Source organism: Amycolatopsis pithecellobii (genome assembly GCF_009707865.1).
In the GTDB taxonomy this organism is placed as follows: Bacteria; Actinomycetota; Actinomycetes; order Mycobacteriales; family Pseudonocardiaceae; genus Amycolatopsis_E; species Amycolatopsis_E pithecellobii.
This window is the reverse complement of the sequence record NZ_WMBA01000049.1, coordinates 25466-47047: the sequence shown is the minus strand read 5'-3', so window position 1 is coordinate 47047 and position 21582 is coordinate 25466. Positions and strand designations below refer to the sequence as shown.

The 21582-nt window shown below is 69.2% G+C and carries 26 protein-coding genes; 17 read left to right on the top strand and 9 right to left on the bottom strand.

The genetic code is table 11. From position 1 onward, the window contains the following. Nucleotides 1-306: 306 nt before the first annotated feature. Entirely contained in the window at nt 307-516 is a 210-nt protein-coding gene (locus tag GKO32_RS26565; protein WP_154759627.1) for an FmdB family zinc ribbon protein, read from the bottom strand. Nucleotides 517-572: 56 nt separating this feature from the next. On the opposite strand from GKO32_RS26565, the gene GKO32_RS26560 reads away from it, so the two are divergent. Further along, nucleotides 573-1706 carry an alkaline phosphatase family protein gene (locus GKO32_RS26560; RefSeq protein ID WP_312868576.1) on the top strand — a complete coding sequence of 378 codons (1134 nt, stop codon included), beginning with the start codon at nt 573-575 and terminating at the stop codon, nt 1704-1706. On the opposite strand, the gene GKO32_RS26555 is transcribed toward GKO32_RS26560, so the two are convergent. Then, complete coding sequence (locus GKO32_RS26555) at nt 1694-2266, bottom strand: TetR/AcrR family transcriptional regulator (protein WP_312868575.1); 573 nt, start codon at nt 2264-2266, stop codon at nt 1694-1696. The genes GKO32_RS26560 and GKO32_RS26555 overlap by 13 nt on opposite strands. A 133-nt stretch (nt 2267-2399) precedes the next feature. Here GKO32_RS26555 and GKO32_RS26550 point away from each other — a divergent pair, with 133 nt between their 5' ends. The 4 genes from GKO32_RS26550 to GKO32_RS26535 all read left to right on the top strand — a co-directional run bounded on the left by GKO32_RS26550 (nt 2400) and on the right by GKO32_RS26535 (nt 5831). Continuing rightward, nucleotides 2400-3827 carry an MFS transporter gene (locus GKO32_RS26550; RefSeq protein ID WP_166459742.1) on the top strand — a complete coding sequence of 476 codons (1428 nt, stop codon included), beginning with the start codon at nt 2400-2402 and terminating at the stop codon, nt 3825-3827. A gap of 10 nt (nt 3828-3837) precedes the next feature. Beyond that, nucleotides 3838-4128: an Rv1322 family protein gene (locus tag GKO32_RS26545; protein WP_154759626.1), complete on the top strand. Its 291-nt coding sequence runs from the start codon at nt 3838-3840 to the stop codon at nt 4126-4128. Nucleotides 4129-4226: 98 nt separating this feature from the next. Further along, nucleotides 4227-5060, top strand: a complete 834-nt coding sequence (locus tag GKO32_RS26540; RefSeq protein WP_154759625.1) for an alpha/beta fold hydrolase — start codon at nt 4227-4229, stop codon at nt 5058-5060. A 27-nt stretch (nt 5061-5087) separates the two neighbouring features. Further along, a complete protein-coding gene (locus GKO32_RS26535) occupies nt 5088-5831 on the top strand; it encodes an alpha/beta fold hydrolase (protein WP_154759624.1) in 744 nt (247 codons plus the stop codon). Here GKO32_RS26535 and GKO32_RS26530 read toward each other — a convergent pair. Next, on the bottom strand, nt 5776-6612 hold the full coding sequence (locus tag GKO32_RS26530; protein ID WP_154759623.1) for a phosphotransferase: 837 nt from the start codon (nt 6610-6612) through the stop codon (nt 5776-5778). The genes GKO32_RS26535 and GKO32_RS26530 overlap by 56 nt on opposite strands. A gap of 107 nt (nt 6613-6719) precedes the next feature. Between GKO32_RS26530 and ctaD the strand changes: the two genes are divergently transcribed. The 5 genes from ctaD (at nt 6720) to GKO32_RS26505 (ending at nt 11377) form a co-directional block, all read left to right on the top strand. Further along, nucleotides 6720-8501, top strand: a complete 1782-nt coding sequence (gene ctaD / locus GKO32_RS26525) for an aa3-type cytochrome oxidase subunit I (RefSeq protein WP_312868574.1) — start codon at nt 6720-6722, stop codon at nt 8499-8501. A gap of 94 nt (nt 8502-8595) precedes the next feature. Beyond that, nucleotides 8596-9819: a phosphoserine phosphatase SerB gene (gene serB / locus GKO32_RS26520; protein ID WP_154759650.1), complete on the top strand. Its 1224-nt coding sequence runs from the start codon at nt 8596-8598 to the stop codon at nt 9817-9819. Continuing rightward, nucleotides 9816-10571 (top strand): peptidyl-tRNA hydrolase, encoded by a 756-nt coding sequence (locus GKO32_RS26515; RefSeq protein WP_154759621.1) that lies wholly within the window; start codon nt 9816-9818, stop codon nt 10569-10571. Before serB ends, GKO32_RS26515 begins: the two co-directional genes overlap by 4 nt. 51 nt (nt 10572-10622) lie before the next feature. Next, nucleotides 10623-11027 carry an OsmC family protein gene (locus GKO32_RS26510; RefSeq protein ID WP_154759620.1) on the top strand — a complete coding sequence of 135 codons (405 nt, stop codon included), beginning with the start codon at nt 10623-10625 and terminating at the stop codon, nt 11025-11027. 92 nt (nt 11028-11119) lie between these two features. Next, nucleotides 11120-11377, top strand: a complete 258-nt coding sequence (locus GKO32_RS26505) for a HigA family addiction module antitoxin (protein WP_154759619.1) — start codon at nt 11120-11122, stop codon at nt 11375-11377. A gap of 10 nt (nt 11378-11387) precedes the next feature. On the opposite strand, the gene GKO32_RS26500 is transcribed toward GKO32_RS26505, so the two are convergent. Together GKO32_RS26500 and GKO32_RS26495 are read right to left on the bottom strand one after the other, a co-directional pair. After that, nucleotides 11388-11729 carry a hypothetical protein gene (locus tag GKO32_RS26500; protein ID WP_312868572.1) on the bottom strand — a complete coding sequence of 114 codons (342 nt, stop codon included), beginning with the start codon at nt 11727-11729 and terminating at the stop codon, nt 11388-11390. A gap of 54 nt (nt 11730-11783) precedes the next feature. Next, nucleotides 11784-13832 carry an ATP-dependent DNA helicase gene (locus tag GKO32_RS26495; protein WP_312868571.1) on the bottom strand — a complete coding sequence of 683 codons (2049 nt, stop codon included), beginning with the start codon at nt 13830-13832 and terminating at the stop codon, nt 11784-11786. Between the two features lie 154 nt (nt 13833-13986). On the opposite strand from GKO32_RS26495, the gene GKO32_RS26490 reads away from it, so the two are divergent. Continuing rightward, the gene (locus tag GKO32_RS26490) at nt 13987-14631 is read left to right on the top strand and encodes a hypothetical protein (RefSeq protein ID WP_154759617.1); all 645 of its coding nucleotides are present in this window, start codon (nt 13987-13989) and stop codon (nt 14629-14631) included. Here the strand turns inward: GKO32_RS26490 and GKO32_RS26485 are convergent, their stop codons facing one another. Next, nucleotides 14632-15477, bottom strand: a complete 846-nt coding sequence (locus GKO32_RS26485) for a helix-turn-helix transcriptional regulator (protein ID WP_154759616.1) — start codon at nt 15475-15477, stop codon at nt 14632-14634. It abuts the gene before it with no gap. A gap of 100 nt (nt 15478-15577) precedes the next feature. On the opposite strand from GKO32_RS26485, the gene GKO32_RS26480 reads away from it, so the two are divergent. Then, nucleotides 15578-16336: an SDR family oxidoreductase gene (locus GKO32_RS26480; RefSeq protein ID WP_154759615.1), complete on the top strand. Its 759-nt coding sequence runs from the start codon at nt 15578-15580 to the stop codon at nt 16334-16336. Here GKO32_RS26480 and GKO32_RS26475 read toward each other — a convergent pair. Genes GKO32_RS26475 through GKO32_RS26465 form a run of 3 tightly spaced genes read right to left on the bottom strand, consistent with a single transcriptional unit; the run spans nt 16333 to nt 18859 of the window. Further along, on the bottom strand, nt 16333-16986 hold the full coding sequence (locus tag GKO32_RS26475; protein WP_154759614.1) for a bifunctional 4-hydroxy-2-oxoglutarate aldolase/2-dehydro-3-deoxy-phosphogluconate aldolase: 654 nt from the start codon (nt 16984-16986) through the stop codon (nt 16333-16335). The genes GKO32_RS26480 and GKO32_RS26475 overlap by 4 nt on opposite strands. Beyond that, nucleotides 16983-17555 (bottom strand): nicotinamidase, encoded by a 573-nt coding sequence (locus GKO32_RS26470; protein WP_154759613.1) that lies wholly within the window; start codon nt 17553-17555, stop codon nt 16983-16985. Before GKO32_RS26470 ends, GKO32_RS26475 begins: the two co-directional genes overlap by 4 nt. Continuing rightward, on the bottom strand, nt 17552-18859 hold the full coding sequence (locus GKO32_RS26465) for a nicotinate phosphoribosyltransferase (RefSeq protein WP_154759612.1): 1308 nt from the start codon (nt 18857-18859) through the stop codon (nt 17552-17554). The genes GKO32_RS26470 and GKO32_RS26465 overlap by 4 nt, the downstream gene beginning before the upstream one ends. A gap of 87 nt (nt 18860-18946) precedes the next feature. On the opposite strand from GKO32_RS26465, the gene clpS reads away from it, so the two are divergent. Genes clpS through GKO32_RS26440 form a run of 5 tightly spaced genes read left to right on the top strand, consistent with a single transcriptional unit; the run spans nt 18947 to nt 21582 of the window. Next, nucleotides 18947-19243: an ATP-dependent Clp protease adapter ClpS gene (gene clpS, locus GKO32_RS26460; protein ID WP_154759611.1), complete on the top strand. Its 297-nt coding sequence runs from the start codon at nt 18947-18949 to the stop codon at nt 19241-19243. Continuing rightward, nucleotides 19240-19797, top strand: a complete 558-nt coding sequence (locus GKO32_RS26455; protein WP_312868570.1) for a DUF2017 domain-containing protein — start codon at nt 19240-19242, stop codon at nt 19795-19797. The genes clpS and GKO32_RS26455 overlap by 4 nt, the downstream gene beginning before the upstream one ends. Further along, complete coding sequence (locus tag GKO32_RS26450) at nt 19794-20792, top strand: P1 family peptidase (RefSeq protein ID WP_312868569.1); 999 nt, start codon at nt 19794-19796, stop codon at nt 20790-20792. The genes GKO32_RS26455 and GKO32_RS26450 overlap by 4 nt, the downstream gene beginning before the upstream one ends. A 45-nt stretch (nt 20793-20837) precedes the next feature. Next, complete coding sequence (locus GKO32_RS26445; RefSeq protein ID WP_312868568.1) at nt 20838-21251, top strand: M67 family metallopeptidase; 414 nt, start codon at nt 20838-20840, stop codon at nt 21249-21251. A 52-nt stretch (nt 21252-21303) separates the two neighbouring features. After that, nucleotides 21304-21582, top strand: a complete 279-nt coding sequence (locus GKO32_RS26440) for a MoaD/ThiS family protein (RefSeq protein ID WP_154759610.1) — start codon at nt 21304-21306, stop codon at nt 21580-21582.

Below are 21582 nucleotides of genomic sequence, written 5' to 3'. Positions count from 1 at the left end.
CAACACGAAGCCTCCTTAGCGGTCGGCACGCCGGGTCAAGGGTGGACGAAGTCCATCGCGCAGCGACGCCGCAGGCGCTCTTGACGCGGTGGGCCGACCGTTAAACACTCAGGCGAAGTGGGGCGGGGTGGGTCCACCCGACGAGGGCGCCCCGCGCCCGGTCATCCAGGCACCCCAAGGAACCACCAGGGCATCGCGCGGAGCGCGACCCAAAAGATTGCCTCGCCGGCGGGCTGGCTCCGGGATGACTGGCCCAACGGGACCTCACCTTGGCAGGGTGGTCGGCTTTGTCAGGCCCTCTTGTCTTTAGTTGCCGCAGCCGCAGGCGCCGCCGCAGCAGCCGCCAGTGGCCATCATCGGGGTGGCTGATGAGCCGGTGAGGGCAACGGTCGTGAGCAGTTTGACCGTGTCCGCGTGACCGTCCGGGCAGGTGGCGGCGGCGCTGGACTCGCTCATCGGCCGGTTGACCTCGAAAGTCTCGGTGCATTCGCGGCAGCGGTAGGCGTATGTCGGCATAGCGGCATTATGACGCGGAAGTGCGTACCGGCGGGAGTCCCTGCCAAGCTGTGTCCGTGGATTTGCCAAGGCCGGGTAGCCAACCGCAGCTGGCGCACGTGGTGCCCTCCGTCCTCACGGCGCTCGGGGTTCCCGGGTTCGCCAACGAGGTTGGCATCCCGCCCGTCTCCAGCGCCTGCGTATTACTGATCGACGGCCTCGGCTGGGAGCTTCTCGAGCAGCACGCACAGGATGCGCCCGTACTGTCGGCGATGTCCCGCACCCCGCTGCGGGTGGGGTATCCCTCGACCACCGTCGCCGGGCTCGCGGCGATCGGCACCGGTGTGGCGTCCGGTGAGCACGGGATGACCGGTTACACCTTCGAGGTTCCCGGGATCGGGGTGCTCAACGCCCTGCGCTGGACCGGCCACCCCGGTGGACCGGACCTGCGGGAGCGGCTCCCGCCGGCGGAAGCCCAGCCCCTCCCGACAACGTTCGCCAGGGCAGCGGCGGCCGGGGTGGATGCGGCCGTCGTTTCCGACGCGCAGTTCGCCAAGTCCGCGCTCACCGAAGCTGTCCAACGCGGCGGGCGGTATGTCGGCGTGTTCGCACTCGGGGACCTCGCCACCTCCGTGCTCCGCATTCTCGAGCAGCCGCGCAGTTTCTGCTACGGCTACCACAGTCAACTCGACCAGCTCGGTCATCTCTACGGCCCGGGATCACCAGCGTGGCGCTACCAGCTCAAGCACGTCGACCGGCTCGTCGAGTCTATTGTGGACAGTTTGCCGCCGGGTGGGTTGCTGGCCGTGGTCGCCGATCATGGCATGGTCGCCGTCGACGAAACGGCCCTCGATCTCGACGCGACACCGTGGTTGCTCGAAGGCGTGCGCGTCATCGCCGGCGAGGTGCGGGCGCGGCATGTGTACGCGACCGACGGCGCGATCGAGGATGTGCTCGCCGTGTGGCGTTCCGAACTCGGAGACCGCGCCTGGGTCGCCACGCGCGACGAAGCGATCGAAGCCGGGTGGTTCGGACCACGTGTCAGTGACTGGGTGCGCCCGCGTATCGGCGACATCGTGGTGGCGGCCCGCGACCGGTTCGGCCTGGTGCGCCGCACGGCCGAGCCGCTCGAATCATCCCTCATCGGCCAGCACGGTTCACTCACCACCGCGGAACAACTCGTCCCGCTGGCCCTCGCCTACGGCTCCTGACGCCGCAACCCGTCGAGCATCACGGTCAGCAGCCGGGGCGCCGCATCCGGCGTGGCCTCGGCCGCGACCCCGATGGCGTGCACCATCAACAGCAGGTCCCGCGGCGTGACATCGTCCCGGATGACACCCCCGTCCTGCGCCGCCCGGACGATCTTGGCCGCCGCGTCGTGGAGCATTTTCTTGCACAGGGCGAATGTTTCCGAGTCATGATCCATCGCCGCCTTGAGCGTCGTGGCGAGGCTGCGGTTGCCCCGGACGGCCTCGACGTAGCCACGCATCCACTCCTCGAACGCCTCGCCAGGGGGGAGGGTCTCCAGCAGTTCGGTCGTGCGCTGTGTCCGCGCTTCGATGTCCGCCCGGTAGACGGCCTCGATGAGCGCCTCCCGGTTGGGGAAATGCCGGTACAGCGTGCCGGGACCCACCTGCGCGCGGCGGGCGATGTCGTCCAGCGGCGCGTCCGGCCCGTGTTCGGTGAACGCCTCACGAGCGACACTCAGGATGCGCTCGTAGTTACGGCGCGCGTCGGCACGCATCGGCCGTGGCGTCGACGTTGATCCCACCGGCCCCTCCTTCGCTGGAAACGGACGCGTTCTCCGGATAGACTTGCGCAAGCGGAGACTCACTCCATATGATAGTGCCATAGAAGCGGAGACTCTGTCCGTTTACTCTCGCGCAGTCAATGGAGCAAATCTTTTGTCCGAAAGAACCATGTCCGCGAACGCTCCGGCGCTCACCGGGACGTCGGTCCGGCCAAACCGGCCCGGGATCGTCCTGGCCACTCTGCTCACCTGCCAATTGATGATCATCCTGGACGCCACGGTGATGAACGTGGCGCTCCCGCGCATCCAGTCCGACCTGCACTTCAGCGCGACCTCCCTATCGTGGGTGCTCAACATCTACACCCTCGTTTTCGGTGGTCTGCTGCTGCTCGGGGGCCGCGCCGGCGACCTGTTCGGCCGCCGCCGGGTGTTCATCGCCGGCCTGTCCTTGTTCACGCTCGCTTCGCTCGTCGGCGGGTTCGCCGACTCCGCCGCCTGGCTGCTGATCGCCAGGGTCGTCCAGGGCCTCGGCGCGGCGGCTGCGGGGCCGAGCACGCTCGCCCTGCTCACCACGACGTTCACCGAACCGAAGGAGCGGCTGCGGGCGCTCGCCCTGTTCTCCGCGATGGCCAGTGCGGGCTTCGCGGTGGGGCTGATCCTCGGCGGCCTGCTCACCGAATGGCTTTCGTGGCGCTCGGTGCTGTTCATCAACGTGCCGTTCGGCATCGCCGCGGTGACCTTCGCCGCCCGCTATCTGCCGTCGCCGCAGCGGCATCCGGCCAGTCTCGACCTGCCCGGCGCCATCACGGCGACCGGTGGCATCGCGTCCGTCGTCTACGGGTTCATCAGGGCCGCGAGCAACGGCTGGGGTGACAGCGTCACGCTCGTCGCGCTGTTCCTCGGCATCGGACTCCTCGGCGCGTTCCTGGCGATCGAGATCCGCACCGAGCACCCGCTGCTGCCCTTGCGCCTGTTCGCCGACCGCAACCGCGCGGCGGCCTACGTCAACTTCTGCCTCGGGCCGATGGCCGGCATGTCGATGTTCTTTTTCCTCAGCCAGTACCTGCAGGAGGTGCACGGCTACGGCGCGCTGGCGACCGGGTTTGCATTCCTGCCGATGGCGCTGCTGGTGTTCGGCATGAGCCGGCTGATTCCGCGGGTCCTGCCGCGCTTCGGGCCCAAACCGGTCGCGCTGATCGGCACGGTGCTGATGGCGGGCGGCCTCGCGCTGCTCACCCAGCTGTCCACGAGCAGCGGCTACTTCCCGCTGATGTTCGTGCCGATGGTGCTGATGGGCGTGGGGATGGGACTGGCGTTCTCGCCGCTGAACGTGATCATCATGTCGACCGTGCCCGCGCGCGACGCCGGTGCCGCCGGTGGTGTGCTGCAAACGATGCAGCAGATCGGGGCGACCCTCGGGCTGGCGATCCTCGTCACGGTGTTCGGCACCGCGACCAGGCATGCCACGGGTTCACCGCATGAAGTACTGGTGAGCGGGATGACCACGGCGTTCATCGTGTCGGTCGTGATCGCGTCGCTGGCATTCCTCGTCGCGCTCACCTTCCGCCGGGTCCCCCGATAAGTTGGGGGCCATGCCCCGCCGAAACCGATCCGACCGTGGCCGCCCCGTCGAGCTCGGGGCGGCCACGGGCTGGGCACGGGCGGAATCCGCGCCGGACGGCGAGTGGCTCGTGCGCAGCGTGCCGGGCTCGCAGGCGACGAAGGTGTACCGGTGTCCCGGCTGTGATCACGAGATTCCGGCCGGCGTGGCGCATGTCGTCGCCTGGCCCGCCGACGACACCGGTTCCGTCGCCGACCGGCGGCACTGGCATCGCGCGTGCTGGCAGGCTCGCGCCCGCCGCCGCCCGACCCGACGCCGCTGATTAAGCCTTTGGTGGGGTAAGCACATTCCCGGGTATGCGAGGTCGTGCCCGGGGCACCCTGAACGCGTGAAGACCGTTACAGGGAAGGAAAGATCGTCATGGCGAAGCTCACCGTCGGTCAGCAGAATTCCGAGGCCATCGAGATCTACTACGAGGACCACGGCACCGGGCGGCCGATCGTCCTGATCCACGGTTATCCCCTCAACGGGCATTCGTGGGAGAAACAGGAACGAGTCCTGCTGGAAGCCGGTTACCGGGTTATCACCTACGACCGGCGCGGCTTCGGCCGGTCGAGCCAGCCGACCGTCGGCTACGACTACGACACGTTCGCCGCGGACCTCAAGGCGCTGATCGACCACCTGCAACTGGAGGACGTCGTGCTGGCCGGCTTCTCGATGGGCACCGGCGAGGTGACCCGCTACCTCGGCACCTACGGCTCGGCGAAGGTGCGCAAGGCCGTACTGCTGGGCGCGATCCCGCCGTTCCTGCTCAAGACCGACGACAACCCGGACGGCGTCGACAGGTCCGTGTTCGACGGCATCAAGGCCGCGGTGGTGAAGGACCGCCCGGCCTACTTCAAGGACTTCCTCGACAACTTCTACAACACCGACACCTACGCCGGGACCCGCATCAGTGACCAGGCGTGGCGGAACAGCTTCAACGTCGCGTGTGCGGCGTCCGCATACGCCGCACACGCCTGCGTCGACACGTGGCTCACCGACTTCCGCGAGGACCTGCCGAAGATCGACGTGCCGGTGCTGCTGGTGCACGGCGACGCGGACCGGATCCTGCCGTACCAGGCCACCGCGGCACGCCTGCCCGCGCTCATCAGGGACCTCGAGGTCGTGACCGTGGAAGGCGGGCCGCACAACATCGCCTGGACGCACCCGGACGAGGTCAACACCGCACTGCTGGACTTCCTGCGCCGCTGACCCGGATCTCCGACACAATGTCGCACCATGGCCGATCTTCCGCTCCTGCTGCTGCACGCGTTTCCCGTCGACGCTCGCATGTGGAACGCCGTCCGCGAGCCACTCGCGGCGCGTGTCCGGTTGATCACCCCGGACCAGCGCGGCCTCGGCCGCACCCCGCTGCCGGAGACCGATCGCGCGCCCAGCCTCGACGACGCCGCCCGTGATGTCCTTGCGCTACTGGACAAACTCGAGCTCGACCGGGTCGTCCTCGGTGGCTGTTCGATGGGCGGTTACCTGACGATGGCGGTGCTGCGGCTCGCCCCGGAACGGGTCGGTGGGCTGGTACTGATCGACACGCGGGCGAGCGCGGACACTCCGGAGGCGGCGGAGAACCGCGAACGGATGGCCGTCCGCGCGGAGACCGAGGGCGACCTCGGGTGGCTCGCCGAGGGGATGCTGCCGAACCTGCTGGCGGAGCGGACCCGCACCGAGCGGCCCGACGTAGTGGAGACCGTGCGCGACCTGATCGAGTCGCAGCGGCCGGCGGGTGTCGCGTGGGCCGCCCGTGCCGTCGGCGCCCGGCGGGACTCGAGCGATCTCCTTGCCACAGCGGACATTCCGGCGCTCGTCGTGGTCGGTGAGCAGGACGTGCTGACGACACCTGACGACGCCAGGAGGATGGCGGACCTGCTGCCGAAAGGCGAGCTGGCGGTGTTGCCCGGCGTCGGCCATCTCACGCCGTTGGAGGCCCCGGCGGCGTTGACCGAGGCGATTCTCGGCTGGCTGTGAGGAACGCTTCGGCTGCTGCGCGCGCTTCGCCGAGCCGTCCGGGAAACCGTGCGGCGACAACGAAACGCCAGCAGACGCCGAACAGCTCACGCAGTTCGACATACTCCTCGATCCCGTCCGCCGCGGCGGAATAGGCCGCCCGAGCGGGCGCGCCGAGGCACGCCAGATCCCACGCGATGGGGCCGCGCCAGGTGTCCTCGAAATCGAGCCACCGCGGCCCGTGTTCGGTCAACATCAGGTTCCCGGCATGCGCGTCCCCGTGCAGCGGCTGCACCGGCAACTCCGGCAACGCGGCCACCGCACGGTGGACTGCGTGGTGAATCCGTTCGTCATCGACGAAGTCAAGGGCGCGGCGCAGATCGCCGACCGGCCCGGCCTCGCCCGGTTCGCCCGGAAACTCCCGCAGTGCCGCGTGCAGTTCGCGCAGCAGGAAGGCGACTTCCGCCGCCGCGAAGGCAGGCTCCGGGTCGTGACGTGTGAAATGCCACAACGTCACCGGAAGGTCGTGCGCGACATGAGGTCCCGGATCGTCGAACGGTGGAATGACCGGTGCGTCCCGCTCCGCCAGGAACGCGGACAATACGACGTCACGGGCCATCCAGTCGGTTACGTCCGGTCGCAGCAGGCGCGTCGTCGCGGGCACTCTCGCGACCACCGGACCCAGTCTGACCAGCACATTCGACCGCGACGCCAGCACTTCCGGACCGTGGAAAGGCAGCCCGAGCCGCCGACCGACTTCGACCGAGGCGGCCAGCGCCGAGGAGACGTAGCCGTCCATCATCGCGTGATCTTCCCATCCGGTGCGCAGTCCTGTCGGTGGTGCGGGATACCATCCGATCGGCTGCCATGGCGGCCGCATGGGAGATACCGAGGTTCTTGGAGGCAGGAGTGACAGCCGTAGCCCCGCAGCCGATCGCAACGCGGCCGTATCCGGCGCGAGAGACGGTCAAGGGTTCGTTCCTGCTGCGGTTGTTCCGCACGACGGACCACAAGCAGATCGGCATCATGTACCTGGTCACGTCGTTCGCCTTCTTCATGGTCGGCGGCGCGATGGCCATGCTGATCCGCACCGAGCTGGCAAGGCCGGGCCAGCAGTTCCTGTCGAACGAGCAGTACAACCAGCTGTTCACCATGCACGGCACGATCATGCTGCTGCTGTACGCGACCCCGATCCTCTTCGGGTTCGCGAACTTCATCATGCCGCTGCAGATCGGCTCGCCGGACGTCGCGTTCCCGCGGCTCAACGCGTTCTCGTACTGGCTGTACCTGTTCGGCGGCACCATCGTGGTCGCGGGCTTCCTGACCCCGGGCGGCGCCGCCGACTTCGGCTGGTTCGCCTACACCCCGCTGTCGGACGCGATCCACTCGCCCGGCGTCGGCGCCGACATGTGGCTGGCCGGCCTGGTGGTCTCCGGCCTCGGCACGATCCTCGGTGCCGTCAACATGGTCACCACGATCGTGTGCCTGCGCGCGCCCGGCATGACGATGTACCGGATGCCGATCTTCACCTGGAACATCCTGGTCACCTCGATCCTGGTGCTGCTCGCGTTCCCGATCCTGACCGCCGCGCTGATGGGCCTGATCGCCGACCGGCATATCGGGGCGCACGTGTTCGATCCGGCCAACGGCGGCGTGATCCTCTGGCAGCACCTGTTCTGGTTCTTCGGCCATCCCGAGGTGTACATCGTCGCGCTGCCGTTCTTCGGCATCGTGTCGGAGATCTTCCCGGTCTTCTCGCGCAAGCCGGTGTTCGGTTACAAGGGCCTGGTCTGGGCGACGCTGGGGATCGCGGCGCTGTCGGTCGCGGTGTGGGCGCACCACATGTACGCCACAGGTGCGGTGCTGCTGCCGTTCTTCTCGTTCATGACGTTCCTGATCGCGGTGCCGACCGGCGTCAAGTTCTTCAACTGGATCGGCACCATGTGGAAGGGGCACCTGACCTTCGAGACGCCGATGATCTTCTCGATCGGCTTCCTGGTCACGTTCCTCTTCGGTGGGCTCACCGGCATTCTGCTGGCCGCGCCCGCGATCGACTTCCACGTGTCGGACAGCTACTTCGTGGTGGCGCACTTCCACTACGTGCTCTACGGCACGATCGTGTTCGCCACCTTCGCCGGGATCTACTTCTGGTTCCCCAAGATCACCGGCCGGATGATGGACGAGAAGCTGGGCAAGCTCCACTTCTGGACCACGTTCATCGGCTTCCACACCACGTTCCTGGTGCAGCACTGGCTCGGCGCCGAGGGCATGCCCCGCCGGTACGCCGACTACCTCGCCACCGACGGCTTCACCACGCTGAACACGATCTCCACGATCGGCGCGTACATCCTGGGCGCGTCCACGCTGCCGTTCATCTACAACGTGTTCAAGAGCTACCGTTACGGCGAGCTCGTCACGGTGGACGACCCGTGGGGCTACGGCAACTCGCTCGAGTGGGCCACCAGCTGCCCGCCGCCGCGGCACAACTTCACGGAGCTGCCCCGGATCCGCTCCGAGCGGCCCGCCTTCGAGCTGCACTACCCGCACATGGTGGAGCGGCTGCACAGCGAAGGCGAGATCACCTTTACCGGCAAGCCGAAGGTGGAGGCCGGGCACAACGCCCCGTCCCAGCTCCTGACCGAGGGTGTCATTCCCGGCTCCCACGACAGGGACAACGCGTCGGAACAGTGAGCACAAGCGAGCGGCCCGGGGCGTGGGATATCACGTGCCGGGCCGCACGCATGTCCGGCATGCTCGTAGCGGAGGTACGAACACAGTGAACCAACTGACGCCGGTGTTGATCACGACCACGGGCCCCGACAAGCCCGGCGTCAGCTCCGTCCTCTTCGCGGCACTGACCAGGCATGGCGTCGACATGTTGGACGTCGAGCAGGTCGTGATCCGCGGGCAGCTGGTGCTCGGCGTGCTGGTCGGCGTCGAGAATGACCCGGAAGGCCTGCAGGAAGCCGTCGAGCAGGCGATGGCGACGGTCGGCATGTCCGTCCAGGTACGGATCGGCTCGGCCATCGGTGAGGACCCGTTCGCCCCGGCACGCCAAGGTTCGACGCATGTCGCGGTGATCCTCGGCCGCCCCCTCACCGCGCGGGCGTTCACCGACGTCGCGCGCCGCCTGGCCGCGCTCGGCGCCAACATCGACGCCATCCGCCGCATCGCGGACTATCCGGTGACCGGGCTCGAAGTACACCTGTCCGTCCCGAGTGACACCGAACAGTCCGATGTGGAGCTTCGCTCGGTGCTGGCGGATGTGGCATCCAGTGGCGGGCTCGACATCGCCATCGAGCGGGCGGGCCTGGCCCGGCGGGCGAAGCGGCTCATCGTGTTCGACGTCGACTCGACGCTCATCCAGGGCGAGGTCATCGAGATGCTCGCCGCGTACGCGGGGGTCGAGCCGCAGGTCCGCGAGATCACCGAAGCCGCCATGCGGGGTGAGCTGAATTTCACCGAGTCCCTCGAACGCCGGGTCGGCCTGCTCACGGGCCTGCCGGAGTCGGTGCTCGACGAGGTTGCGGCCGGCATCCTGCTCACCCCAGGCGCCCGGACCACGGTGCGCACCCTCAAGCGGCTCGGCTTCCGGTGCGGGGTCGTGTCCGGCGGTTTCACCCGCATCATCGACAAGATCGTCGCGGACCTCGGCCTGGACTTCGCCGCCGCCAACGAGCTGGAAGTCGTGGACGGCAAGCTCACCGGCCGCGTCGTGGGCGACATCATCGACCGCGAAGGCAAGGCGGTCGCGCTGCGCCGGTTCGCCGGCGAGTACGGCATCCCGCTCGCGCAGTGCGTGGCGGTCGGTGACGGCGCGAACGACATCGACATGCTGCGCGCGGCCGGGATGGGTGTCGCGTTCAACGCGAAGCCCGCGTTGCGCGAGGTCGCGGACACCGCGCTGTCCCACCCGTACCTTGACGCCGTGCTGTTCGTCCTCGGCGTGACCCGCGCCGAGGTCGAAGCCGCCGACGCGGCTGACGGGCTCGAGCTCGCCCGGCCATGAGCATCCTCGAACCGCTCGCCGCGCGTTACGCCTACTGGCTCGGGTTGCCTGCCGAGGAGACGGCCCTGCCGGAAGCCGCGCCCGAAGAAGTCCAGGCGATGCCGGTGATCCTGCACCTGGACAAGGCCACCCCGCCCGGCCGCACCCCGCTGCTGGAGGCGGCCGCGACCGCCGCGCTGGCGGTGTGCCTGGACGAGCGCGCCCAGCCCGGCGGCGAATGGCACGAACCGGTGCACGACTGGGTCTCCGGTCACATCCGTAAGGTCGCGCGCCGGGCGCGTGGCGCGCATTGGCAAGCGGCACAAGGGTTTCCGGGCGTCACCGTGACCGTCGACGGTGCGCAGGCGCGGGCGCTCGTGCCCGGTCGAGTGGTCGACGTGCCGAAGGAGATCGCGCGGCTGCAGATCCAGGGCAGTGACCTGCCGCCCGACGAGCCGCCCGCGGCGCCGGACGATCTTCCGTTGCTGTTGCTGAATCCCGAGGTCTCGATGACGGTCGGCAAGGCGGCGGCCCAGGTCGGTCACGCCACGATGATCCTGGCCGCGCTACTGCACGCCGACGAGTTGGCGGCCTGGGGCGAGCGCGGGTACGCGTGCGCCGTCCGCACGCCGACCGTCGCGCAGTGGAAGCAGCTGCATCCCGGTGACGATCCCGAGGGCGCCTGGCGGGTACGCCGCGTGGTGGCGGTGCGGGACGCCGGGTTCACGGAGGTCGACCCGGGCACCGTGACCGTGCTCGCGCAGTACCGGTGACGGGAACATCCGGTGGCGGCGCGTGGTTTGGGCTCACGGAAGGGAGTTGTCATGGGGCTTGAGGTGGAGCGGGTCGGCGAGCACGATTTCGTCGGGCGTAATGAGCGGGGCGCCGAGGTGCGGCTGGGGCGCAAGGGGGCCGAGGGCGCGTTTTCCCCGGCGGAGCTGCTGCAGGTCGCGACGGCGGGTTGCGCGGCAGTCACCGCGGAGCACCTGATCACGCGGCGCGTCGGGGACGACTCGAAGTTCCGGGTGGACGTGTCCGCGGACCGCCGCGAGGGTGCGTCAGAGCTGGACGCGGTCCACGTGCGGTTCGACGTGGACGTGTCGGGCCTGGGGCAGGACGAACAGAAAGCACTCGCGGACGCGGTGGACCGGGCCATCGAGAAACTGTGCACCGTCAGCCGCACCTTGAAAAAGGGCATCCCGGTGACCGAAGAATTCCCGACCGCCTGACTCAGCCGCGGCTCGCGAGGGATCGATGGACGGACAGCGGTCCGGAAGACGTGGAGATCTGCGATTTCCACTGACCCGAGCTCGAAGAATTCCTGGAGCCGCTGCGGATCACGCAGAACAAGCTGGCGAACCGGATCAAGGTGCCGCCGCGCCGGATCAACGAGATCGTGCACGGAACGCGCGGGATCAGTGCGGACACAGCTTTGCGGCTGGCACGGTTCTTCGGCACGTCAGCCCAGTTCTGGGTGACCTTGCAGGCTCGCTGGGACCTCGAGCGCGGACGTGACAAACTCGGCCGCGAACTCGACGAAATCCGGCCGCTGGACGAAACACGTCTCGTGGACGCGTGATGCGCCCCGGCTAGTTGGGTTCGGACTTCCAGACGACGTAGGCCTCGTCGGCGTCGGTCGTCATCGCTTCGACGAACTTGTCGTTGTCGAAGCCGGGCAGGGTCTGCAGGCGCTCGATGAGGGCGTCGGCCGCCGGGTCACCACTCGGGACGGCGGTGCCGTTGCCGTTGGCGCCGGCGAGCATCAGGAACACGTCCTCGTTCCACGGGCCTTCCGGGATGACTCTGACCACGACGGCGGACAGTTCCGCCCAGGTGACCGACTCCTCGCTCCCGTCGGCGAGCTGACGGCGCACCCCGGTGTCGTCGACGCTGACCGTACGCGATCGCGCGTGAGGCGGGTCCTGAGACACGGCGCTCCTTCGTGGTGACGTTCAGCTCACCGTAGCGCCGTGTCGATTCGCACCTTATGCCGGGGCCGCCGCGTCGAGCCTGCGCAGCGCCGCGCGCGCCACCTCCGGGTCGGTGGTCGGCCAGAACGGCGGCAGCGAGGCCTTGAGGAAGCCCGCGTACCGGGCCGTCGCGAGCCGCGAGTCCAGCACCGCCACGACACCCTTGTCCGCGACCGACCGGTGCAGCCTGCCGGTGCCCTGTGCGAGCAGCAGCGCCGCGTGAGTCGCCGCCACGGTGAGGAAACCGTTGCCACCACGGGCTTCCACCGCGCGTTGCCGCGCCGAGGACACCGGATCGTCCGGGCGCGGGAACGGGATCCGGTCCACGATCACCAGTTGCAGCGACGGTCCCGGCACGTCCACGCCCTGCCACAGTGACAGCGTGCCGAACAGGCAGGTGCGCGCGTCCTCGGCGAACTTCCGCACGAGCAACGACGTGGAATCCTCGCCCTGGCACAGAATCGGATGCTTCACCCGGTCCCGCAGCGCTTCGGTGGCCTGCTTCGCCGCGCGCATCGACGAGAACAGGCCGAGCGCGCGGCCGCCCGCCGCCTCGATCAGCTCCGCGATCTCGTCCAATGTGGACGGCTGGAGACCGTCGCGGCCCGGCGCGGGCAGATGCCTTGCCACGTAAAGGATCCCGTTGCGGCGATGGTCGAAAGGCGAGCCGACGTCAAGGCCGCTCCACTTCACCTCGTCGTCGTCCGCGGGCGGGGCCTTGTCCGTCGCCGTACCCGCGACCTTCTCGGCTTTCGGTTGCGACGGTGGCAGGCCCCATTGCCGGGCCAGCGTGTCGAACGCGCCCCCGAGGGTCAGCGTCGCCGAGGTCAGGACGGTGGTGCTCGTGCCGAACACCCGCTCCCGCAACAGGCCGGCCACCGACAGCGGCGCGACATGCAGTGACGGCGGCCGGTTGCCCAGGCCGTACCGGTCCGACGACAGCCACACCACGTCACGCTGGTGCGCGGTGTCCTCATCGAAGGCCTCGAGCAGCCGGACCGCCGTGTCGTGTACCTCTTCCAGTTGTGACCGCGCGAGCCGGCGGGCCGTGGCCTCGTCAACGTCCTCCTTGCGCTCCGAACCCAGTGCGGTGAGGCACGCCTGCGCGGCGTCGCGGACCACCGTGACCGCGCCGCCCAGCGGTTTCGGCAACGTGTCGATCCGGCCGGCAGGCAGATCTTCGAGGATCATCGCCAGGCCCTCGCTCGCCTCCTGCAACCGGTCGGCGATATCGGCGTCGATCAGCTTTCCGCAGCGGCGCACCGCGATCGCGACGGCGGCCGCGGTGAGCTCGCCCGTGGCCACCGACGTCACCCGGTCCACCAGTTCGTGTGCCTCGTCGACGATCACCAGGTCGTGCTCGGGCAGCACCTGGTACCCCTGCAACGCGTCGATGGCCAGCAGCGCGTGGTTGGTGACCACGACATCGGCCCGCCCGGCCTGCGCGCGGGCCTGCTCGGCGAAGCAGTCGGTGCCGATCGGGCAGCGGCCGACGCCGAGACATTCCCGGGCGGACACCGAAACCTGGCGCCACGCCTGTTCGCTCACGCCCGGCACGAGCTCGTCCCGGTCACCGGTTTCGGTGTCGGATGCCCACTCGCGCAGCCGTCCGACCTCCTTGCCGAGCCGGGACACCGCGAACGGGTCGAACAGCCCGGGGTCCTCGGGTTCCTCCGGCGCGCCGGAATCCAGGCGGTGCAGGCACAGATAGTTGCGGCGGCCCTTGAGGATCGCGAAGGAAGGCTCGCGGCCGAGCGGTTTCTTCAACGCCTTCGCCAGCCGTGGCAGGTCGCGGTCCACCAGTTGCCGCTGCAGCGCGATGGTCGCCGTCGAGACGACGACCGTTTTCTCCTTGGCGATCGCGTGCCGGATCGCGGGCACCAGGTATGCCAGCGACTTTCCGGTGCCGGTGCCTGCCTGTACGGCCAGATGTTCGCCGGTGCGCAGGGCACGCCCGACGGCCTCGGCCATCTGCACCTGCCCGGCACGCTCGGCGCCGCCGAGCGCTTCCACCGCATGGGTGAGGAGCTCGTTGACACCGGGGAGATCTGCAGGGGAGGGCACGAACAAACGGTACCGGGGCCCGCCGACAGAATTCCGGCAGCCGCGCCGGAGGTGAAGTCTCCGCAAGATCCACTCGTCCGAGTGGTCCGGGCGGTGCCGCGCCGGGGACCCCGGCAGGGTGTCCGATGAGGATCATTCACGAAAGGAGTTGGCGATGGTGCGGGCAACGGGGGTCTTGGCGGCGGCGCTGGTCCTGGCGGTCGTTCCGGCGACGGCGCAGGCGGACGAGCCGACCGGGACCGGCGCGGGATCGGTGGGCGCGGTGCACGTCGTGATCGGCTCCCAGACGACGCACGCGAACCCGATCGCGCCCTGCTCGGTCGGCGGTACGGCGCAGAACCGGACGGACCCGGTCACGTTCGGCGCCACGAAGTACGGCCTGTCCAGCACCAGCTGCACCCGCGCGACCGACGGCACGGCCGTCGTGCAGGTGACCGGCGCGCGCTTCGAAACGACCGTGCTGCAACAGTTCGGTGGGCCGAGGATCACCGCGCGGACCTTCAAGGCGGGCTGCACCACGACGGCGAACGGCAGCAGCGGGTCGATGGAGCTCGGCGCCGTCACGGGCATCACGATGCCCTCGACCATCCCGCCGAACTACACGGTCACCATTCCGGGCCGTACCGCGGGCGCGCCGCCGCTCGCCGACGTCGTGCTGAACGAGCTGATCGTGCCGACGCCCGCGGACGGCAGCCTCGTCACGAACGCGATGCACATCAAGCTGTTCCCGCAGGGCGGTCCTGCCTCCGGTGACATCCTCATCGGCACCGCCGCGTGCGACCCCTACGGCGGCCAGTAGTCAGCGCGATTCCGTGAACTGCTCGTGCCCGAGGACTCCCAGCAGCTTGAGCTTCTCGGAGTCCTCGGAGCGCGGGGCGGCGCTGAGCACGAGCAACGCCTGCGACTGGTCCTCGGTGAACAGCACCTGGCAGTCCACCTCGATCGGCCCGAGCTCGGGGTGCACGAGCGTCTTGTGGTCCTCGAACCGTTTGGCCACCTCGTGCCGCTCCCACAGGCGCGCGAATTCGGCACTTTCCCGGTGCAGCGCCTGCACAATCTCTCCGGCCCGTGACCGCGCGCCGAGGGAACCGTAGGCCGCGCGCAGGTTGGCGACCTGGGTCCGGCTCTGCCGGTCGCGGTCTTCCGCCGGGTAACGCCACCGCTCCGCGGGATCGGTGAACCAGCGGTAGATCTCGCTGCGGGCGAGTCCCGTGTAACCGGACTTGTCGCCGAACAGCGCCTCGGCCATCCGGTTCTGGACGAGCGTCTCGCTGAGGTTGGAGATGATCAGCGCCGGGGTGTCCGAAAGCCGGTCCAGTACCCGCAGCAACGTGGGCGCGACGTGGGTGGCGGCCGAGACCTCTGTGGGTGCGTTTCGTCCGGCCACTTGGAACAGATAGTCGCGTTCGTGCGTGGTCAGCCGGAGTGCGCGAGCCAGCGCGGCCAGCATCTGCTCGCTGGGCTGCGGCCCGCGCTGCTGTTCGAGCCGCGTGTAGTAGTCGGTGGACATCGCGGCCAGCGACGCGACCTCCTCCCGCCTGAGCCCGGCGGTCCGGCGACGTGGGCCGGCGGTGAGCCCGACATCCTCCGGCCGCAACTCCTCCCGGCGGCGGCGCAGGAAAGCCGCCAGTGCCCCACGATCCATGAGCCCAGTATCCGTCCCCGCTCGAGCGGCAAACAGGGACCGGGAGTCCCCCGATGAGCGCTCTCTGCACAGGCCCGCTCCCGTGCCCGACTCTCGGGGTATGAACATTTCCGGCAACACCATCTTCATTCCCGGCGCCACCAGCGGGATCGGCCTCGCCCTCGCGCTCGAACTGCGGGCGAAGGGCAACACCGTCATCGTCGGCGGCCGCCGTACCGAACTGCTCGACCAGATCGCGGCAGAGCACCCCGGCATCGACACGGTGCGGATCGACACGGCGGACGCCGCGAGCATCGAGGCCGCCGCCAAGGAGGTACTGGCCCTGCATCCGGACCTCAACGTGCTGGTGACGATGGCCGGCATCATGCGCGTGGAGGACTGGCACACGCCGGAGTTCCTCGCCTCGGCGGAATCGGTGGTCACGACCAACGTGCTGGGGCCGATCCGCCTGATCGCCGCGTTCATCGAGCACCTGCGGGCGCAGCCGGACGCCACGATCCTCACGGTGTCCTCAGGACTGGCGTTCGTGCCGCTCAGGATCACCCCGAGCTACAACGCGTCGAAAGCCGCGATCCACCTGCTCAGCGAGTCGATCCGGCTGCAACTGGCCGACACGAGTGTGCGGGTCGTGGAGCTGGAGCCGCCGTCGGTGCGCACGAAACTGTTGCCGGGCCACGACACCAACGAGTTCGCGATGCCGCTCGACGAGTTCATCTCGGAGGTCGTGGCTCTGATCGAGGCGCAGCCGGACGCGACGGAGATCCAGGTCGAGAACGTGAAGTTCATGCGCCACGCCGAAGCCCGCGGCAGCTACGACCAGGTCGTCCGGAGCATCAACTCGGTGGACCACACGAACTAGACGAACTTGCCGGCCGCGGCCACGAACCGGGACGCGCGGTCGCTCAGTTCGTCGAGGCGCCCGCCGCAGGCGGCGTCCCCGATCAACGGGGACGCCGTCGCGACGGCGAAGGCGCCCGCACCCAGATAGGAGTCCACGTCGTCGAGGGCCACGCCACCGTCCGCGACCAGCGGGATCTCCGGCAGGGGACCGCGCACCGCCTGCAGATAACCGACGCCGCCCACCGGGAAGACCTTCACCACCGCCGCGCCGGCGCGCCATGCGGTGTCGATCTCCGTCGGGGTCAGCGCGCCGCACGCCACCGGCACCCCGTACCGCTGTGCGCGGTCCAGCACTTCGGCCGAAACCGTCGGTGTGCCAAGGAAATCCGCTCCGGCCGCGACGCAACCGTCCACATCGGACACCGTGCGGACGCCGCCGGCGCCGACCATCGCGTCCGGCCCGAGCTCCACCTGTATCCGGGCCAGCGCGTCGAGCGCGCCCGGCGTGGTCAGCGCGACCTCGATGAGGCGGATCCCCGAGTCGTACAGCACCTGCGCGACATCGGGGAAGTACTCGCTGTCCTCGGTGGGCAGGAGCGCGATCACCTTGCTCGCCGCGAGCCGCTCACGGAAGCGGATGTTGTGCTTCTTCAACGCCGCGCGGATCATCCGCCCACCCGCGGTGTCCCGGTCAGCTCGACACCCGCGGAACGTAGCTCGTCCAGTCCTTTTTGGACGGTCTCCCGTGCGACCCCGGCGGTGAGATCCAGCAGGACCCGCACTCCGAAACCGGCCCGCGCGGCGTCGAGCGCGGTCGCGCGGACACAGTGATCGGTCGCGATGCCGACGACGTCGATTGCGGTCACCTCGTGTGCCCGCAGCCAGTCGGCGAGGCCGTCGCCCGACTCGGTGTGGCCCTCGAAGCCCGAGTATCCGTCGCTGTACTGGCCTTTCGAGAACACCGTGGAAATCGGGCCGACGTCGAGCGCGGGATGGAACGACGCACCCGGGGTGCCCGCCACGCAGTGCCGTGGCCACGAACGCACGAAATCGGGCTCGTCGCTGAAATGCGCGCCAGGGTCGATGTGGTAGTCGCGGGTCGCGACGACGTGGTCGTAGCCGCCGGCGGCGAGGAACTCGGTGATCTTCGCGGCGGTGTCCGCGCCGCCGGTCACCGCGAGCGAGCCGCCTTCGCAGAAGTCGTTCTGGACGTCCACGACGATCAACGCGTTGCTCATTTTTCCTCCTGGAGGAACACGGTGGGGATCGCGGGTTCGCCGCGGGACAACTTCAAGCCCTCCCACGGCAGGCTGACCAGGCAGTGCCGCAGACGCTCGCGGGCGTCGTCGAGCGAAGGCAGGTCCGCGACCGGCTGCCCGCCGCTCATCAGCGGGATCGGCAACGGCCGGTCGTACTGACCGGGCTCGGCCGGATCGCTCGTCGGGTAGACGACCTCTTCGAGCGCGGTGCCGGTCGGTTTGTGCCGCCGCAGCGCGGTTTTCCGGCCGCCGCGGGACGCCTTGTTCTCGCTGCGCTTGGCCACCGGGCGGCCGTCCACCTCGACGAGCTTGTAGACCATGCCCGCGGTCGGCGCGCCGGATCCGATGACCACCGACGTGCCGACCCCGTACGCGTCCACCGGTTCGGCGCGCAGTGCGGCGATCGCGTGCTCGTCGAGATCGCCTGAGACGACGATGCGGGTGTCACGGGCGCCCAGTGCGTCCAGCTGCTCGCGGGCCTTGCGCGCGAGGACCCCGACGTCGCCGGAGTCGATCCGGATCGCGCCCAGCTCCGGACCGGCGATCCGGACCGCGTTCTCGATGCCCTTCGTGATGTCGTAGGTGTCCACCAGCAACGTGGTGTCCGTGCCCATTTTCCCGATCTGGGCACGGAAAGCGTCGTCTTCGCTGTCGTGCAGCAACATGAACGCGTGCGCCACCGTGCCGCGGGTGGGAATGCCGTAGCGGCGGCCGGCTTCGAGGTTGGACGTCGCGGCGAACCCGGCGAGGTAGGCGGCACGGGCCGCGGCCACCGCGGCGTACTCGTGTGTGCGGCGACCGCCCATCTCGATGATCGGCCTGCCGTGCGCGGCCGCGGACATCCGTGCCGCGGCCGAGGCGACCGCGCTGTCGTGGTTGAGGATCGACAGCACCAGGGTTTCCAGCACGACGGCTTCGTTGAAGCTCGCGCGGACGGTCAAGATCGGGGAGCCGGGGAAATACAGCTCGCCCTCGGGATAGCCCTCGATGTCACCGGTGAATTCGTAGTCGGCCAGCCATGCCAGCGTCTCGTCGTCCACCACCGCGGTCGCGGCCAGCTGGGTGATTTCCGCGTCGGTGAAACGGAAATCGGCGATCGCGTCGAGCACGCGGACGGTGCCGGCGACGACACCGTAGCGGCGGCCGTCGGGCAGCCGGCGGGCGAACACCTCGAACACGCACGGCCGGTCGCCGGTGCCGTCGGCGAGGGCACTGCCGAGCATCGTCAGCTCGTAGTGATCGGTCAGCAGTGCCGTGCTGCCGAGCGTTTCGCGAGGTGCCATGCCGTCAGGCTATTAGGTGGGCTCTTGATCACCCGAATGGACCGACCGCCCGGCCGCATCGCGGCGCTTCCGTGACACCATGTGGGTATGACCACGCCTGTCGATGCCGAACAGACGCAGGTTGAGCCAGCCGGGGCGAATATGGCCGCCGAGGACAGACCGTGGCAGACCGTCGTCTGGAACGACCCGGTCAACCTGATGTCGTATGTGACGTACGTCTTCCAGAAGCTCTTCGGATACAGCAGGGACCACGCCACGAAGCTGATGCTGGACGTGCACCACAAGGGCCGGGCGATCGTGTCCTCCGGTTCCAAGGAAAAAGTCGAAGGCGACGTCACCAGACTCCACGCCGCGGGGTTGTGGGCCACGATGGAGCAGCCGTGAAGGTATGGAAACGCCGGGGCGGTCAGCTCCTCGCCGGTTTCGAGCAGCAGGAGGCCGCCGTGCTGCGCGGGCTGGTGAGCCAGCTTGAGGACATGCTGCAGGCGCGCGCGGAAGAGGCGCCGCAGGATCCGCTCGCGGAGCTCACCGGGATCAAGACCGGGCCTTCGGAATCGCCCAACGACCCGGTGCTTTCGCGGCTGCTGCCCGACTATCACAAGCTCGACCCGGACAACCCCACCAAGGAAGATCTCGACTCGGCGGGTGCGCTGCGGTCGATTCACGAGCCGGAGCTGGTCGCGGCGAAGGTCGGGGTGGCGCAGGTTGTGATGGAGACCTTGCCACGGGACGGCGGCAACGTGCGGTTGACCGTCGAGCAGGCGGACGCGTGGCTTTCGGCGCTGAACGACGTGCGGCTCGCGCTCGGCACGGCGCTCGATGTCACGGAGGACATGCCGGAGCAGTTGCCCGAGGACGACCCGCGGGCGCCGCATCTCGGCGTCTACCACTGGCTCACCTATGTGCAGGAGAGCCTGGTCGAGGCGCTGACCGCGTGATCACCGACGTGCCGGGCGTGCTCGTCGGGCATCACCATCGGCTCGGTGACGGCTGGGCGACCGGGACCACCGTGGTGCTCGTACCCGACGGCGCGACCGGTGCGGTGGATCAGCGCGGTGGTGCGCCGGGCACGCGGGAGACGAACCTGCTGGAGCCGGAAAATCTGGTGCAGCGGGTCAATGCGATCTGCTTGTCCGGTGGCAGCGCGTACGGGCTCGCGGCCGCCGATGGCGTGATGCGCTGGCTGGGGGAGCGGGGCAAGGGTTTCCCCGTGGGGCGGCAGCCGCACGAGGTGGTACCGATCGTCCCGGCGGCGGTGATCTTCGACCTTCCGCGCAGTGCCTGGGGGAACCGGCCGGACGCGTCTTTCGGTTACGCCGCATGCGAAGCCGCCGCTGCCGGACCGGTCGTCCAGGGCAGTGTCGGGGCGGGCGCGGGTGCCGCGGTCGGTTCGCTCAAGGGCGGGGTCGGGAGCGCGAGCGAGGTCGTTGACGGGTGCACGGTCGGTGCGCTGGCGGTGGTGAACGCGGCGGGCGAGGCGGTTTCGCTCGACACGGGCCTGCCCTTCGCGGCGGACCACGAGGTGGGCGGGGAGTTCGGGGTGACCTGGCCCGCGCGAGCGGCGTCGCTGCCGTCCACCCCTACGGATCTGAACACGACGATCGGAGTCGTGGCGGTCGACGCGGCCCTGTCGAAGGCGGAATGCCGGCGGCTCGCGGTCGCCGCGCAAGACGGTCTGGCGCGTGCGGTGCGCCCGGCGCACACGATGTTCGACGGGGACACGGTTTTCGCGCTGGCCACCGGCGCGCGGGAACTCCCGGCGGGACAGGGTCCGTTCGGGGAGGCCCCGCGCGCGGCGGCGCTGGACGCCCTGTGCTCGGCCGCGGCTCGGGTGTTCGCACGGGCGATGGTGCACGGCGTGCTCGCGGCCGAAGGCGTGGGGGGCGTCCGGGCGTATCGCGACGTCTGGCCTGAGGCTTTTCCGCCGTGCTGAGTCTCACTCTGTGAACGGGTGATGTCCGCCCCGTAAGATGGCGACGTGCTTCGGATCCGCCGTGACCTCGTCGATGAGATCGTCGCGCACGCACGCCGGGACCATCCGGACGAGGCGTGCGGCGTGATCGCGGGTCCTGAGGGCTCTGACCGGCCGGTCCGGTTCATCCCGATGCTCAATGCCGCCCGCTCGCCCACGTTCTACGAGTTCGACTCGGCGGACCTGCTGAAGCTGTACCGTGAGATGGACGCGAACGACGAGGTACCCGTCGTGATCTACCACTCGCACACCGCCACCGAGGCCTACCCGTCGCGCACCGACGTGTCCTACGCCTCCGAACCGGACGCGCATTATGTGCTGGTCTCCACGAGGGACGCGCAGGTGCACGAGTTCCGCTCGTACCGGATCGTCGACGGCGTCATCACCGAGGAGCCCGTCGAGGTCGTCGACGCGGAATAACACGATTGCCCACGACGTCTGCCCTAATGAACTCAAGCGGAGGTAACCCACAATGGCCGTGACCGTGTCCATCCCGACCATCCTGCGTACGCACACCGGCGGCGAGAAGTCCGTCGAGGCGGTCGGCAAAACGGTGCTCGAGGTGATCGACGACGTCGAGTCCCGGCACGGTGGTCTCAAGGCCCGCCTGGTCAAGGAGGACAAGCTGCACCGGTTCGTGAACGTCTACGTCAACGACGAGGACGTACGCTTCGCCGGTGGGCTCGACGCCGAGGTCAAGGACGGCGACACCGTGACGATCCTGCCCGCCGTGGCCGGCGGCGCACACTGA

Bases quoted from the DNA above. Each gene is read 5' to 3' on its own strand.
- clpS (WP_154759611.1), top strand. From the start codon at position 18,947: ATGACCACGCCTGTCGATGCCGAACAGACGCAGGTTGAGCCAGCCGGG.
- GKO32_RS26475 (WP_154759614.1), bottom strand. From the start codon at position 16,986: ATGATCCGCGCGGCGTTGAAGAAGCACAACATCCGCTTCCGTGAGCGG.
- GKO32_RS26465 (WP_154759612.1), bottom strand. From the start codon at position 18,859: ATGGCACCTCGCGAAACGCTCGGCAGCACGGCACTGCTGACCGATCAC.
- GKO32_RS26530 (WP_154759623.1), bottom strand. From the start codon at position 6,612: ATGATGGACGGCTACGTCTCCTCGGCGCTGGCCGCCTCGGTCGAAGTC.
- GKO32_RS26535 (WP_154759624.1), top strand. From the start codon at position 5,088: ATGGCCGATCTTCCGCTCCTGCTGCTGCACGCGTTTCCCGTCGACGCT.
- GKO32_RS26490 (WP_154759617.1), top strand. From the start codon at position 13,987: ATGGTGCGGGCAACGGGGGTCTTGGCGGCGGCGCTGGTCCTGGCGGTC.
- GKO32_RS26440 (WP_154759610.1), top strand. From the start codon at position 21,304: ATGGCCGTGACCGTGTCCATCCCGACCATCCTGCGTACGCACACCGGC.
- GKO32_RS26540 (WP_154759625.1), top strand. From the start codon at position 4,227: ATGGCGAAGCTCACCGTCGGTCAGCAGAATTCCGAGGCCATCGAGATC.
- GKO32_RS26485 (WP_154759616.1), bottom strand. From the start codon at position 15,477: ATGGATCGTGGGGCACTGGCGGCTTTCCTGCGCCGCCGCCGGGAGGAG.
- GKO32_RS26510 (WP_154759620.1), top strand. From the start codon at position 10,623: ATGGGGCTTGAGGTGGAGCGGGTCGGCGAGCACGATTTCGTCGGGCGT.
- GKO32_RS26470 (WP_154759613.1), bottom strand. From the start codon at position 17,555: ATGAGCAACGCGTTGATCGTCGTGGACGTCCAGAACGACTTCTGCGAA.
- GKO32_RS26480 (WP_154759615.1), top strand. From the start codon at position 15,578: ATGAACATTTCCGGCAACACCATCTTCATTCCCGGCGCCACCAGCGGG.
- GKO32_RS26565 (WP_154759627.1), bottom strand. From the start codon at position 516: ATGCCGACATACGCCTACCGCTGCCGCGAATGCACCGAGACTTTCGAG.
- GKO32_RS26515 (WP_154759621.1), top strand. From the start codon at position 9,816: ATGAGCATCCTCGAACCGCTCGCCGCGCGTTACGCCTACTGGCTCGGG.
- GKO32_RS26545 (WP_154759626.1), top strand. From the start codon at position 3,838: ATGCCCCGCCGAAACCGATCCGACCGTGGCCGCCCCGTCGAGCTCGGG.